12 protein-coding genes and 1 tRNA gene are annotated in these 13965 nt (G+C 65.1%); 5 read left to right on the top strand and 8 right to left on the bottom strand.

The annotated features are described in order from the left end of the window. Positions 1-3 precede the first annotated feature (3 nt). A complete protein-coding gene (locus ACIPY2_RS11795) occupies positions 4-1554 on the top strand; it encodes an alpha/beta hydrolase (RefSeq protein ID WP_400266565.1) in 1551 nt (516 codons plus the stop codon). A gap of 22 nt (positions 1555-1576) precedes the next feature. On the opposite strand, the gene ACIPY2_RS11790 is transcribed toward ACIPY2_RS11795, so the two are convergent. Then, positions 1577-2341, bottom strand: a complete 765-nt coding sequence (locus tag ACIPY2_RS11790; protein ID WP_400266564.1) for an HAD family hydrolase — start codon at positions 2339-2341, stop codon at positions 1577-1579. 218 nt (positions 2342-2559) lie between these two features. Here ACIPY2_RS11790 and ACIPY2_RS11785 point away from each other — a divergent pair. The 3 genes from ACIPY2_RS11785 (at position 2560) to ACIPY2_RS11775 (ending at position 5289) form a co-directional block, all read left to right on the top strand. Then, positions 2560-2632, top strand: a tRNA-Thr gene (locus ACIPY2_RS11785). A 265-nt stretch (positions 2633-2897) separates the two neighbouring features. After that, positions 2898-4256 (top strand): hemolysin family protein, encoded by a 1359-nt coding sequence (locus ACIPY2_RS11780; RefSeq protein WP_400266563.1) that lies wholly within the window; start codon positions 2898-2900, stop codon positions 4254-4256. Beyond that, positions 4249-5289 carry a hemolysin family protein gene (locus ACIPY2_RS11775; RefSeq protein ID WP_400266562.1) on the top strand — a complete coding sequence of 347 codons (1041 nt, stop codon included), beginning with the start codon at positions 4249-4251 and terminating at the stop codon, positions 5287-5289. Before ACIPY2_RS11780 ends, ACIPY2_RS11775 begins: the two co-directional genes overlap by 8 nt. Positions 5290-5388: 99 nt before the next feature. Here ACIPY2_RS11775 and ACIPY2_RS11770 read toward each other — a convergent pair whose 3' ends face one another. The 6 genes from ACIPY2_RS11770 to ACIPY2_RS11745 all read right to left on the bottom strand — a co-directional run bounded on the left by ACIPY2_RS11770 (position 5389) and on the right by ACIPY2_RS11745 (position 11258). Further along, complete coding sequence (locus tag ACIPY2_RS11770; protein ID WP_400266561.1) at positions 5389-5571, bottom strand: YegP family protein; 183 nt, start codon at positions 5569-5571, stop codon at positions 5389-5391. Positions 5572-5686: 115 nt separating this feature from the next. After that, complete coding sequence (locus tag ACIPY2_RS11765; RefSeq protein WP_400266560.1) at positions 5687-7201, bottom strand: carboxyl transferase domain-containing protein; 1515 nt, start codon at positions 7199-7201, stop codon at positions 5687-5689. After that, a complete protein-coding gene (locus ACIPY2_RS11760; protein WP_400266559.1) occupies positions 7194-8420 on the bottom strand; it encodes a CaiB/BaiF CoA transferase family protein in 1227 nt (408 codons plus the stop codon). The genes ACIPY2_RS11765 and ACIPY2_RS11760 overlap by 8 nt, the downstream gene beginning before the upstream one ends. Positions 8421-8437: 17 nt before the next feature. Then, on the bottom strand, positions 8438-9664 hold the full coding sequence (locus tag ACIPY2_RS11755) for an amidohydrolase (RefSeq protein WP_400266558.1): 1227 nt from the start codon (positions 9662-9664) through the stop codon (positions 8438-8440). Positions 9665-9719: 55 nt separating this feature from the next. Further along, entirely contained in the window at positions 9720-10448 is a 729-nt protein-coding gene (locus ACIPY2_RS11750) for a hypothetical protein (protein ID WP_400266557.1), read from the bottom strand. Positions 10449-10481: 33 nt separating this feature from the next. Continuing rightward, positions 10482-11258 (bottom strand): DUF5058 family protein, encoded by a 777-nt coding sequence (locus ACIPY2_RS11745; RefSeq protein ID WP_400266556.1) that lies wholly within the window; start codon positions 11256-11258, stop codon positions 10482-10484. 275 nt (positions 11259-11533) lie between these two features. Between ACIPY2_RS11745 and ACIPY2_RS11740 the strand changes: the two genes are divergently transcribed. After that, the gene (locus ACIPY2_RS11740) at positions 11534-12991 is read left to right on the top strand and encodes an amidase family protein (protein WP_400266555.1); all 1458 of its coding nucleotides are present in this window, start codon (positions 11534-11536) and stop codon (positions 12989-12991) included. Here ACIPY2_RS11740 and ACIPY2_RS11735 read toward each other — a convergent pair. Beyond that, positions 12975-13928, bottom strand: coding sequence for an AsnC family transcriptional regulator (locus ACIPY2_RS11735; protein ID WP_400266554.1), 954 nt, complete (start codon positions 13926-13928; stop codon positions 12975-12977). The two genes, ACIPY2_RS11740 and ACIPY2_RS11735, sit on opposite strands and share 17 nt — an antisense overlap. Positions 13929-13965 lie beyond the last annotated feature (37 nt).

The raw sequence follows: 13965 nt of genomic DNA, 5'->3' as shown, positions 1-13965 counted from the left end.
TCCATGAAGTCCGCCCGCCCCCGCCAGGGGCTCGCCGCGCTCTGCCTGGCCGTTGTGTCCATGTTGGTCCTGAGTGCCTGTTCACTGCCTTTCCTCCCGGCGCCCACGGCAAAGCCGTCAACCAGCACTGTTGACCCCTCCATCGCCGCTTCTGCTCCCAAGGGCCTGGAGAAGTACTACTCCCAGAACGTGGAATGGAGTGCGTGCGAGGACGGCTTCCAGTGCGGCAACGTCAAGGTTCCCCTCGACTACGGCAACCCGGATTCCGGCGAGATCACGCTGGCGGCCATCAAGCTCCCCAGTTCCGGCACCAAGCAAGGGACCATCCTGGTGAACCCGGGCGGTCCCGGCGGTTCCGGTGTGGACTTCGTCAAGGACGGCGGCAAGACCCACTTCACCCAGAAACTGCGTTCCAGCTTCGACATGGTGGGATTCGATCCGCGGGGCGTCAAGAGGTCCGCCCCCGTGAAGTGCATGGCTTCCGACGCCGAGCGCGATGCCGCCCGTGAGAAGTCCTTCCAGGAGAACACCGACGACGGCCTTGCCGCCGCCCTCGCCTTCAACGAGACAGTCACGCAGCAATGCGTTCAGCAAACCGGGCCGGTGCTGGAGCACGTGGACACCATCAGTGCTGCCAAGGACCTCGACATCCTCCGCGCCGTGGTCAACGATGCCAAGCTGAACTATCTCGGCTACTCCTACGGAACCTTCCTTGGTTCCACCTACGCCGCGCTGTTCCCGGACAAGGTGGGCCGGTTGGTCTTGGATGGCGCCGTTGATCCCTCACTCAGCAATGAGGACTTGACCTCCGGACAGGCCGTAGCGTTCGAAAAGGCCATCCGCACCTACGTCGCAGACTGCCTCAAGCAGAAGGATTGCCCGCTCAGCGGCGGCGTGGACAACGGCGTCGGGCAGATCCGTGAGCTTATCAACGCGGTGAACCAGAACCCGCAGACTGCGAAGGACGGTCGGCTGGTCACCGGAAACGAATTCGTCAACGGCCTCATCCTTCCGCTCTACGACGATCAAAGCTGGCCCGCCCTGACGCAGGCCCTGGACAGCGCCTTCTCCGGCGATGTCTCCCAGATGCTGCGGATCGCCGATCTTGGCGCCGACAGGGAACCCAACGGCACGTACAGCTCCAACTCAAACTTCGCCTTCAACGCCATCAACTGCCTGGACTACCCCATGGTCACGGACACGGCGGGAATGCGCGCCGAGGAAGCCCGCCTGAAACAGGAATCCCCCACGTTCGGCGAGTTCTTCGCCTACGGCGGGGTGACCTGCAAGGCCTGGCCCTACAAGCCCACACGGACGCCAGCGCCCGTGAACTACACCGGGTCCTCACCCATCGTGGTCATCGGCACCACCGGAGACCCCGCAACCCCGTTGGAGTGGGCACAATCCCTGCGGAAGCAGCTGGGCAACGCTTCCCTCATCACTTGGCAGGGTGAAGGGCACACAGCCTACGGCCGGTCCAACTCCTGCGTCAGCAACGCCGTGGACAACTACTTCATCGACGGGAAGCAGCCGCAAGACGGAATTAAGTGCTGAGCACCTGGTGGGAGCGGCTGCCTTAGACCCTTCCCAAGGTCCAGTCCTTCTCCAAAAAAGCGGGAAGCTGCTTGATCGAGTCGAACACCACCGTGGCTCCGGCCGCGCGAAGGGTGGCTTCCGAGTGTGAGCCTGTGAGGACGCCTGCCATCAGGGAAGCTCCCGAACGGACGCCGGAGAGCATGTCCGAACTGGTGTCCCCCACAACGGCCACCTCCCGGACATCGTCCAGGTCCAGGGCGAGGACGGCGGTCAGGATCATGTCAGGGTAAGGGCGGCCCCGTCCTGCGTCATCGGGGCAAAGGCTGAGGTCCGCCAGGCCCATCCAACCGAGGGATTCCAGTACTACGTTTTGCGTGTGCCGGCCGAAGCCCGTTGCCAGGCAGACGAGCATCCCGGACTCGCGCATCCACTGGATCGCGTCCTCCGCGCCGGGAATTGCCCGCACGCCGCCGTCTTCCATCAGCTGGTCGTAAACCAGCTCGAACGTCCTGTTGGCGCTTTCGGCCACCGCCGCGTCTTCGAAGAGGTGCCCGAAGACTGTCCGCTTGGAGAAACCCATGGTGTCTCGTGCGTAGCCCAGCATGCCCTCGAAGCGAACACTGCCCGGTTCGATGCCATGCTCGGCCAAGGCCTGCGACATCGCCCGTTCGGTGCGGCCGTCGTCGGTGATGGTGGTACCCACCATGTCGACGACGGCGAGCCTCAGCCTGCCGGGCGTGCGGTTGAGGCCCCTGGTCAGTGCATTCGTGGTCAGTGGATCCGTGGTCGGTGCGTCCCCGGTCATTGCGCGGCTCCCTCGGCGAGTCTGGTGCCGCGGCTGAAACCGGCGGCGGTTGATTTCCCAGCTTCCGGCGGCTTGGAGAAAACGGCCTGAACCCGGCCCGACAACGGGGTGAACATCCCCGCAACGGCGCCTGCCGCCGTCGTTTTGACCCGGGCCGCGTGGCTCCATTACAGTTATGTCTTGCGTGATCGGCCGGGAAACCGGCAGATGGACGCGGTGCTTCCTTAGCTCAGTCGGTAGAGCGTTTCACTCGTAATGAAAAGGTCATCAGTTCGATTCTGATAGGAAGCTCGGTCAAGAACCCCTGGAAATCAAAGGATTTCCAGGGGTTCTTTGGTTTTGTGGGCAGTCGAGGCCAGCCGCCGGGAGATGCTTCCGGACCAACAACGATCCGGCCCCGGCATGAGTTCCGGTTTCAGCCTGCGGCGCACAACGGAACCGCGCCCTGACGCAACCCCGTAGAATTACCGCATCATGGATGACCCTCCTTCACATATGCCCAGGCCCCTCTGCCCGCTGACCGGATTGCCGGTCTTCCCAGGAGAGGGGCGCCCGAATGTATGAATGGATCATGCTCGGCATAGGACTTGTCCTGACTGTCGGCACTGGATTCTTCGTGGCTTCAGAATTCGCGTTGGTCAACCTTGACCGCGCTGAACTGGAGGCCCGCCAAGCCCGCGGCGAAAAGCGGCTGGGGCCAACCATCAAGGCCCTCAAAATCACGTCAACGCACCTCTCCGGTGCGCAGCTCGGCATTACGCTGACCACCCTGCTCACCGGCTACACCTTTGAACCGGCAATCAGCAGCATGCTCAGCGGGCCGCTGCAGTCCCTCGGCCTACCCCCCGGCCTGGTTCCGGGAGTGGGCGCAGTGGTGGGAATCTTCGTGGCCACTGTGTTCTCCATGGTGATCGGCGAGCTCGTTCCCAAGAACTTCGCGTTGGCTCTGCCGTTGGCCACGGCCAAGGTGGTGGTTCCGTTCCAGGCTCTCTTCACCACAGTGTTCAAGCCGGCAATCCTGCTGTTCAACAACACGGCAAACAAGATCATCCGGTCTTTCGGCATCGAGCCGAAAGAGGAACTCTCCGGGGCGCGCTCGGCTGAGGAACTCTCGTCGTTGGTTCGCCGCTCTGCCACGGAAGGTCTGCTGGACCAAGACCACGCCGAGCTGCTTAACAGGACTCTCCGTTTCTCCGAGCACACCGCGGGGGACGTCATGACACCCCGCGTCCGGATGGTGGCCGTGGATGCCGCTGACACCGCCGCGGACATCGTGGCCCTCGCATCAGCTACCGGATTCTCCCGATTCCCGGTGATCGGCCGGGACCGGGATGATGTGATGGGTGTCCTGCACGTCAAGCAGGCCTTCGCCGTGCCCCTGGACCAGCGTGAAGCCGTAACCGCCACTGAATTGATGACGGCGCCCCTGTACGTTCCGGAGTCCAAGGACATCGACGCACTGCTGGTTCTGCTTCGAAAGCAGGGCCTGCAAGTGGCGATCGTATCGGACGAACACGGCGGAACGGCCGGGATCGTGACCCTCGAGGACCTCGTGGAGGAAATCGTGGGCGAACTCGAGGACGAACATGACCGTGCCCGTGCAGGGGTGGTCCGTGTTGGCCGCTCCATCACCTTCGATGCGTCGTTGCGCCCGGATGAACTGCTGGACCGAACGGGCATCGTGGTTCCGGAAGGCGAAGAGTACGACACCGTGGCCGGCTTCATGTCAGACCAGTTGGACCGGGTTCCGGAACTGGGCGATGAAGTAGCCGTTGCCGGGGGCGTCCTTCGCGTGGAGCGCGCCTCGGGAGCCCAGCTGGGACGCATCCGCTATACGCCCGACCCCGGGGCGGAAACCGTCAGCACCCATGACCAGATCGTGGACAGGATTACCGAGGAGCTTGGCCATGAGTGAGTATCTTCCCGGCATCATCTGGCTGGTGGTCCTGCTGGTGGTGAACGCGTTCTTCGTCGGCGCCGAATTTGCCGTCATCTCAGCCCGCCGATCCCAGATCGAGCCCAAGGCAGAAGCCGGCAGCAAAGCGGCCAAGACCACGCTCTGGGCCATGGAACACGCGACGCTCATGCTGGCAACGAGCCAGCTCGGCATCACCGTCTGCTCGCTGGTGATCCTGAACGTGTCAGAGCCTGCCATCCACCATCTCCTTGAAATTCCGCTTGGGCTGACGTCCCTCCCGGCAGAAGCCATTGGCATCATCGCGTTCGTGGTGGCTCTGGTGCTGGTGACCTTCCTGCACGTGGTGGTGGGCGAGATGGTGCCCAAGAACATCTCCTTCTCGGTGCCCACCCGTGCAGCCTTGATCCTTGCGCCTCCCCTGGTGATGGTGGCCAGGGTCTTCAAGCCCGTGATCTGGACACTGAACGGCATCGCAAACTCCGTGCTCCGCCTCTTCCGGGTGGAACCGAAGGACGAGGCCACCAGCGCCTACACCTTGGACGAAGTGGCCAACATCGTTGAGCAGTCAACGCGCGTGGGTACCTTGAATGACACCAGCGGAACACTGACGGCGGCCTTTGAGTTCACCGCAAAAACAGTGGCCGACGTTGAGGTGGGCATCAAGGACATGGTCCTGTTGCCGGCCATCTCAACGCCGGCGGATATCCAGCGGACCGTGGCGGAACACGGCTACTCCCGCTACATCCTCACGGACGCTGACGGCCACCCCTGCGGCTACCTTCACTTGAAGGACGTCATGGACCTGACCACGCCGGAGAAGTTCAACCGGCCCGTTCCGGAAAAGCGGATCCGGCGCCTGGCTTCGGTCTACGTGGGCAATGAACTGGAGGACGCGCTGGCGTCCATGCGTCGCAGCGGAGCCCACGTGGCGCGGGTGTTCAATGCCGAGGGTGCGACCACCGGCATGCTCTTCCTTGAGGACATCATCGAGGAACTCGTGGGCGAAGTGCAGGACGCCACCAGCGCTTAGCCCTTTCTGTTAGAAAGAAGCAGGCCCCGTGATCGAAGTTTCGACCACGGGGCCTGCGGCGTTTCCGGATCCTGAGCCGATATCCGGACGGGCCGCCTCCTACGCTTCGGTCAGGTCCACGACGTCGGAGCCTGCGTTGTTCTTGACGGACTCGATGCCTTTTTTGGCGGCTGCCTTTGTCTTGTAGGACTCACCGGTGGCTATGACCTCACCATTGCCGGCTTTGAGCCGGAAACGGAACCCGCCCGACTTGTCCTGGTAAATCTCGAACTTTCCTGCCATGCCGTGCTCCTCCTTTTTGGTGCCGGTCCGGGCCGGCAAATCAGGGAACTGCTCAACGAGGTCATCGTAGCGCCCCCGCCCGGTCCCCTGGCCGGAACGCCGCGCATCCGCCGAGCTAGGAAACCAGCGCGCGATACTTCGCGCGACGTGCCTGACGACCGCTGGCACCAGCGTTCCCGGCAGCTTCGGCCTGGTTCAGGCCTTGGAGTTCGACGGCGACCAGCCCGCCAAGGCGGCGGCAGAAGGCCGCGGGGTGGTCCGCGGCGTCGGGCATTTCCGACAGCACCACGTCCACGATTCCCCGGTCCGCGAGCGCGGCGGCCGTGATGCCTTGGCTCTCTGCCATCTCCGGCGCCTGCGATGTGGTCCGGTGGACGATCGCGGATGCGCCTTCCGGAGGCAGGGGTGCCAGCCAGGCGTGTTGGGCGGCGATGGTGCGGTCGGCCGGCAGCAGCGCGAGGGCTCCGCCGCCTGTCCCCTGCCCCATCAACACGGAGAGTGTGGGCGTACCCAAACCGAGGAGGTCGTAGAGGGAGCGGGCGATCTCCGCCGCCAACCCGCCCTCCTCAGCTTCCTTGGAGAGCGCGGCTCCGGGTGTATCAATGATGGTCACGAAGGGGAGGCGGAGTTCCGCTGCCAGCCGCATCCCCCGCCTGGCGTCGCGAAGGGAGGCCGGCCCCATGGACGTCCCCGCGGCATGGCCCACCACCACGCACGAGGACTCCCTGAAGCGTGCCAGGGCCACCAGCACGCCATGTTCCTTGGCTCCATCTCCCGCACCCCGAAGCAGGACAACGTCCTCGGCGCCCTCCCTAAGAAGCTGATCGGTGGAGGGCCTGCGGGGGTCACGGGAGCGAAGCACCGAGTCCCAGGCTCCGGTAGTGGTTGGAGCATTGCCCGCGGCCAGTGCGGCAGGTGATCCAACGACCGGCGCCGGCAGCAGGTCGAGCACCCGGCCGAAGTAGTCCCCGATCCCCTCGGGAGGCACCACGGCATCCACCAAACCATGGTCGAAGAGGTTCTCTGAGGTCTGGACACCGGCAGGGAACTCTTCGCCATGGAGTGCCGAATACACGCGTGGTCCCAGGAAACCCAGGAGGGCACCGGGTTCGGCAGCGGTGACGTGCCCCAGCGAACCCCAGGAAGCCATCACTCCCCCGGTGGTGGGATGCCGCAGATAAACCAGATAGGGCAGCCCTGCAGTCCTATGGGCTTGGACGGCCGCCACGATTTCAACCATGCCCAGGAACGCGCTGGTGCCTTCCTGCATGCGCGTGCCACCGGAGGCCGGCATGGCGATGAGCGGCAGTCCCAGTTCAGTGGCACGTTCGACGGCGGCAACGAGCCTTTGTGCTGCATCCCTGCCTATCGACCCGGCGAGGAAGGCGAAATCGGAAACCACGACGGCGACCCTATGGTTCCGTATCAGGCCCTCGCCGGTCAGAACGGACTCGTCACTGCCGGACTTCGCGGCAGCGTTTGCAAGGTCGTCTGCATAACCCGGCGAGGTTGAAGCAATGCCGGCGGCCCCGCGAACGGGTTGGTCCCACGAAACGAAGGTTCCGGCGTCGATGGTTAACTCCAGCAGTTCGCGGGCGGCGAGGCGCCTGCGTGTAGCCGTTTCAGTCATCGGTTTCCTCCCCGGCGAGCCAGGCACGGATGCTGTGGCTGTGCTGGTCCAGGAGCGGCGGCGCGGTGTGTGTCTGCCGGGTCCACTCGGCTCCCGCGGTGTTGTCGAAGAAGCGCAGTGGCGGCCCGGGCAGGGTGACCGGTCCCAGCACCGGGTGGTCCACCTCCACCAGCAGGCCTTGGGACGCAAGCTGTGGCCACTCGTAGACCTCTTTCAGGGAGCGCACCTTGCCGGCCGGAATTCCCGCGGCGGAGAGCTTGGCGAGGAGCGGTTCGGCGTCGTATCCGGAGAAGGCCGCTTCGACGACGTCGATGACGCGCGAGCGGTTCCGGACGCGGTCGGCGTTGGTGGCGAGTCCTTCGGCCGCCGGATCCAAGCCAAAAGCGGAGGTGAAAGCCGCCCACAGTTTCTCGCTGCCGACGCTGATCTGGACGCTCCCGTCGCGGCAGCGGAACAGCCCGTACGGTGCGATGGACGGATGATGGTTGCCTTGCGCCTCGGGTGCCTCCCCCGCAACTGTGACCTTGGTTCCCTGGAAGGCGTGGACACCCACGAGGGAGGCGAGCAGCGACGTCCGCACCACTTGCCCTTGGCCGGTGCGTTCGCGTTCCAGCAGGGCTGCGACCACGCCGTAGGCCCCGTACATTCCGGACAAGAGGTCGGCGATCGGCACTCCAACACGCTGGGGGTCCTGCGGCCCGGAACCCGTGAGCGACATCAGCCCGGCCTCGCCCTGGAGGATCTGGTCGTAGCCGCTGCGGTGGGATTCGGGGCCGTCGTGGCCGAAGCCCGTGATGGACAGGATCACGAGCCGCGGATTGATGCCATGCATGGCGTTGGTGCTGAACCCCAACCGGTCAAGCACGCCGGGGCGGAAGTTCTCCACCACCACGTCTGCGCGTTCCAGGAGTTGGCGAAGGACCATCCGGCCGTCGTCGCTCTTGAGGTCGAGGGCGAGGGACTCCTTGTTCCGGTTGCAGGACAGGAAGTAGGTGGCCTGCGGGTCGTCTTCCGGGCCCACGAACGGCGGCCCCCAGCCACGGGTGTCGTCACCTGTGCCGGGGTTTTCGATCTTGATGACCCGTGCTCCGAGGTCTCCCATCATCATGGCCGCATGCGGGCCTGCGAGCGCCCGGCTCAAATCGACAACGAGGTGGCCTGCCAGCGGCCCGGCCGTTGCCTGGAGGACAGGGGTTGTTTCTGTCAATGCTGACGTCACGCGTAGCTCCTTGAAGATCAGTTGCCCAGCCGGGACAGGAGGACGGCGACGGCGGCCGAGACTCCCCCGGCCAAGGAACCTTCCAGTTCCGGGGCGAAGAAGGGCGAGTGGTTCACGGGGACGGCATCCGGCCCGTCGAAGACCGATGCCGGAGTCCCACCGAACATCCAGAACACGGACGGCACGCCGATGGCCGTGCCAAGGTGGCCGAAATCTTCGCTGCCCATCATTGGCGGCGTCACCTCAACAGAACCGGCTCCCAGCTCAAGGCGCAGTGCCTCCAGTACGGCCGGGACGGCGTCGGGGTCGTTGTAGCACTGCGGGAAGCGGTAGAGCTCCTCGATCCCGGGCGTGGGCGCACCGGAGGCTGCGGCCTCGGCCTCGATGATCCGGCGGACGGCGGCCAGGACCTGCCCGCGAACGTCGTCGTCGAAAGTACGGATGTTGAGCGTGGACTCCGCCGACGCCGGGATGATGTTCTCCTTCAGTCCGGCGTGGAAGGTTCCGACGGTCACGACGGCGGACTTCCGGGGATCCAGTTCCCGGGACACGATGGTTTGCAGCCGGGTTACCATGTGCGCTGCCATGACGATCGGATCGATGGAGTCCTGAGGCTGGGAACCGTGTGACTGCCGGCCGTGGACCGTGACACGCAGCGAATCGGCCATGGCGGCTACCGGCCCGCTGGAGATGGACACGGTGCCGACCGGGCCGGGCATCACGTGCTGCCCGAAGACCACCTCCGGACGGGGTGCCTTGTCCCAGAGCCCGTCCTCCAACATGGCGAGTGCCCCGGCCGCCGTCTCCTCGCCTGGCTGGAAGATCAGTACCAGCGTTCCAGCCCAATCGTCCAGGTTTCCGGTGAGGACTTCCGCGGCTCCCAGCAGGCTGGCCACGTGCGTGTCGTGGCCACAGCCGTGCATCACCGGCACCGCGTTCCCGTCGAGCATCCCCGTGTCCGTGCTGGCGTAATCCAGGCCGGTGGCTTCCTCGATAGGCAAGCCATCGGTGTCGGCACGGAAAGCAACCACCGGGCCCTCCCCGTTGCGGAGGATGCCCACAACGCCGGTGCCGCCGCAGCGGAAGTGGTCGATGCCGAGCCTGTCCAACTGTTCCCCGATGATCCCCGCTGTGGCGTGCTCCTGCATGGAGAGTTCGGGATGTGCGTGGAGCCGCCGGTACAGGGCGTGGAGCGCTGATGTCTGGCCGGCATCGAGCTTGAGGGCTTTGGCTGTTTGGGTCATGGTGTTCTCCTGGTGCGTTCTGGTGCGTTCTGTGGGATTCCGGTGAGGCCGGCCGTTACTCGATGTGGACCGGCTTGGCGGCCACAACCTGCTTGCCGCGGAAGAACCACGCCAGCAGGATGGTCCCCAGCACGGCGATGGCCGTGGACACCATGGCGAGCGACGGCACCAGCGGCAGCACCACAAAGACGACGACGGCGGACACCACCAGCGCGAATACGGTGGTGCGCGGCTGCCTCATGGAGACGATGGCCTGGACCAGCACCGCGCCGAGGACGGTTGGAAGGACGTACAGCCGGGTGACGGTCAGCACTGACGGCGGGATGACGCTGATCAGCCACGTGCCCAGGAGTCCCACAAAGATGGCGAGCGAGACGAGGTGGACCACCGCGGCGCCGCAGATGGCGACGACGGCGGCCAGTTCAGCGCGCTTGCTGCCAGGCTTTGCGCCGATGTTGGTCTGGGCAATCAGCGCCGCGGGCAGGAGTTTGTTGGAGATATTGCCGATCATGAAGGCCTGGTACATCGCGGCGGGCCCGAGGATTGGGAAGTAGGTCAGCGGCTCGACGATCCAGATGATGCCGAAGGTTGCGGCGACTGCGGCGAAGGCGATCCAGAGCTGGGCCGGCGCGATGTCCAAGCCACCGGCGAAGACCAGGTACAAGGGACCGGCCACTGAGATAAGGAGTCCGGCAATCATGGTGATCTGCCCCCAGCGCGACGTGGTCCGGCTGAAGTCCGCCATGGCATTCGTGGTGGCTGAGGTGGTGAGGGTGGAGGTCATGATGTTTGTTCCTTTCGTGTCCTGGTTGGTCTCTCAGGCGGCCAGTCCGGGTGCGGCGGCCAGGAAAGCGGCGCCAAGGCCGATGACGATCGAGAAGCCGAGGCCCCATTCGCGCAGCCAGCTCTTTCCGAGCCGTTTGGCCAGCAGCAGGCAAAGCCCCATGACGGCAGCAGAGACGACGAAGGAGAGGACGTGGATGCCGGACTTGGGAAGTTCCGTCAGGCCGAGGCAGGAGAACGCGCCGATCAATGCCGCTGCGGGCACGATCGCCATGGCGGCCGGATTCACCGACCGGATCTTGGCGTCACCCTTCCGGAGGATGGGCGTAAGGATGAGGGTGGCCAGCATCCACATGGCTCCGCCGATGCTCATGGCAAAGAAGGCCACCGCGAAGACGCTTTGGGTGTAGCTGGCGTCACCGAGTTTGGCTCCCATGGAGCCGGCGGCGATGCCTGCCGCCGAGACATCGTAGGCAGCCGAGCCGATGAGGCCGATCCTGGAGAGGACCGCCGGGGCGCCGAACAAGCCGAGGAGCGCGATGGCGACGAGTGAGACGGCCAGTGAGGGCCCGATTGCCGAAACCGCCCCGGACCGGAACGACGTCCTGACGTCCTGGCTGCTCATCTCCACGGACGGTGCGGCGCGGCGGGCCGCCTTCATGAAGATGACGGACTGGATGATGATGACACCGAACACGCCTGCCACGCAGATCCAGAGGACCGGGTTGTTGGCAATGGCCAGGATGTCGCTGGAACTGCCTGCAGCCAAGGGTTGTACTGTCAGGGGCTGGAATACCTGGAGTTGGAACATGGAAACCTCCGCGTGAAAGCCCCTCCTGCAGTTCCCAACCGGACGACGGTGTGCGGTCCGGGTTGCAGCTTGGGGCGGGTCCATGCCCATCGACCGGATCGGCCAGTGGGTTAGCATCACCTTCTGCTATGAGCCGGATCACACACAATAGCTGACGGAATCCGCCAAACATCTGGCCGAAACAGTCAAACCGCACTGCTTCGGCAGGACGCCCTTCCCGGGTCCGATGTGACTCGGCACACTTTCAGCAAGCGAATATCCAGCAAAGGAGCACCATGTCCAGCACCATTGGCGAGCTGTCCGCCGTCGAACTCGCCGCCGCGATCCGCAGCAAGGAAATCTCGGCGCGCGAAGCCCTGGATGACCATCTCCGAAGGATTTCGGACGTGAACCCGGTCATCAATGCCGTGGTGACGCTTGATGCCGAAGGTGCGCAGGTATTGGCACACCGTGCCGATCAGCTGACGGCATCCGGGGCCGCGCTGCCTCCCCTTCACGGCCTTCCCATGACCCACAAGGACACGAACAACACAGCGGGCATGCGCACCACCCAAGGCTCCGTAGCGCTGCGTGACTTCGTCCCCGACGCCGATGACCTCATCATTGCGCGGCTCAAGTCGGCGGGCGTCGTCAGCACCGGCAAGTCCAACGTCCCCGAGTTCGGAGCCGGCTCGCACACGTTCAACGACCTCTTTGGAACCACCACCAATCCCTACGCACCCACACTGAGCGCAGGCGGCAGCAGCGGAGGCGTTGCCGCCGTCGTCGCTTCCCGCGTGCAAGCGATCGGCGACGGCAGCGACATGGGCGGTTCACTCCGCATCCCGGCGTCCTTCTGCAACGTGGTTGGCTTCCGGCCGTCGACGGCGGTGATACCCATGCCGTCCGATGTCAACGCCTACGCGTGGCTCGGGAGGACAGGTCCGATGGCCCGCAGCGTGGAAGACATCGCCTTGTTCATGTCCGTCACCGCAGGCAGCGACCCCCGGGTTCCTCATCCGGCAGGCCTTGATCCGGAGGTTTTCCGGTCCTCATTGGAGACGGACATGCGCGGCGTGCGCATCGGCTGGTCCCGCGATTTCGGAATCGGTGTGCCGGTGGAACGGGAAATCCTCGAGCACCTGGAACGGCAATTGACCGTGTTCGAAGAGCTCGGGGCCATCATCGAGGAAGCCACGCCCGATTTCAGCGAGGCCGACCTCGTCTTCGGCAACACGCGGGCCATGGATTTTGCTGCAGGGCTGGGGCCGATCCTGGAACGCGCGGGAGATGTCATCAAGCCGGAAGTCCACTGGAACGTGAACAAGGGCCTGGACTTGACCGCGAGGGACCTCATTGAAACTGCCGCCGCGCGGACCCGCCTGGAACTGGGTGTCCAGGAGTTCTTTGGACGCTACGAGCTGTTCGCCAGCCCGTGCGCCCAGGTGCTGCCGTTCGATGCCAGCCTGCGCTACCCGGCTGCCGTGGCCGGTGTGGCATCGGAAACGTACCTCGACTGGATGCGTTCGGCCTGCGTGCTTTCCGCCACCGGGCTTCCCGTGCTCAGCGTGCCCGCCGGCTTCAGCAAGGCCGGACTGCCCATCGGCCTCCAGCTCGCCGGCAACCACTATACGGACATGCAGCTGCTTCGCTGGGGCCGCGCCTTCGAACAGCAGACGGGGTACGCCGCCGTCGCACCCTCCATCGCTGCGGTTCCCGTCCCGGAAGAAAAGCTCTCTAGCGTGTCCGCATGAACCGCCCGCCGCGTTTGTGGGCATCCAGCAGAATGGACACATCCACGCCGGAAGCGTACTGGGCCCAGTCCGAGGCCGTGATGAAGCGGTACAGGGCGGACATGTCCCCCACCGTGACGTCCGCGACCACTTGGTAATCGCCGGCAATCGCGGCAGCATAGCGGACCATGGTCAGCTCTGCCAGGCTCTTGCCCAGTTGCTCTACGTGCTGCGGCGAAGCCCTGATCCAGAGCAACGCTTCCACAGCCAGGCCGAACGCGGCGGGTTCAATGACGGCCCTCAACTGGACCTGGTTGTTGGCCAGGAGCCATTCGCTCCGGCGCCGGGCGGTGGCTTCCGAAACCCCGATCCGGCGCCCCAACGCCTCGAAGCTCATCCGGCCGTCCGCGCACAGGGCCTCGACGAGTTCGGTGTCCTGCCGGTTCAACTCCTTACGGGCCTCGAGGATGCCCGAATCGGCTGTGAGGTTCGAACGCAGCGCCTCGGCCCGCTCCGCGCTGAGCACCTCAGGCCGCCATCCCCGGATGGTACGGAAATACCTCAGGACCGGATAACTGGTGGAGTCCCGGAGGCCGATGGTGGAAGGCAATTCGTCACTCAGGACATCGCCCATCCTCTCCGGTTCCGTAAGGATCTCGGCAACGCAATCCCCCGTGCCGGTGGTGGTGTAGACGAACGTGGTGTCTCCCCGCCGGGCAAGTGCGCTGGCCGCGGCACGGACCGTCCCCGGCGTGCACCGCATTTCCACCAGCACCGCCGCCGGCCGCGGCCGCACTCCCACCACCGCTACGGCACCGGACTCCAACAGTTGGGAACCCCTGCGCGCAACCGTGCGCTCGGCTTCACCCAGCACGGCAGCCATCTTGCGCCACGGGCAGCGGGGGTCCAACTGCAGCGCGGCTACGATCTGCCGCTCCAAATGGTCAAACAGCACCACGCGCGCTCCGTCCGCTCCGGTTGATGGGTACGCGTCA

It is taken from the genome of Paenarthrobacter sp. NPDC089675, assembly GCF_044749185.1.
Classification (GTDB): Bacteria; Actinomycetota; Actinomycetes; order Actinomycetales; family Micrococcaceae; genus Arthrobacter.
This window is presented reverse-complemented; position numbering and strand designations above follow the sequence as displayed.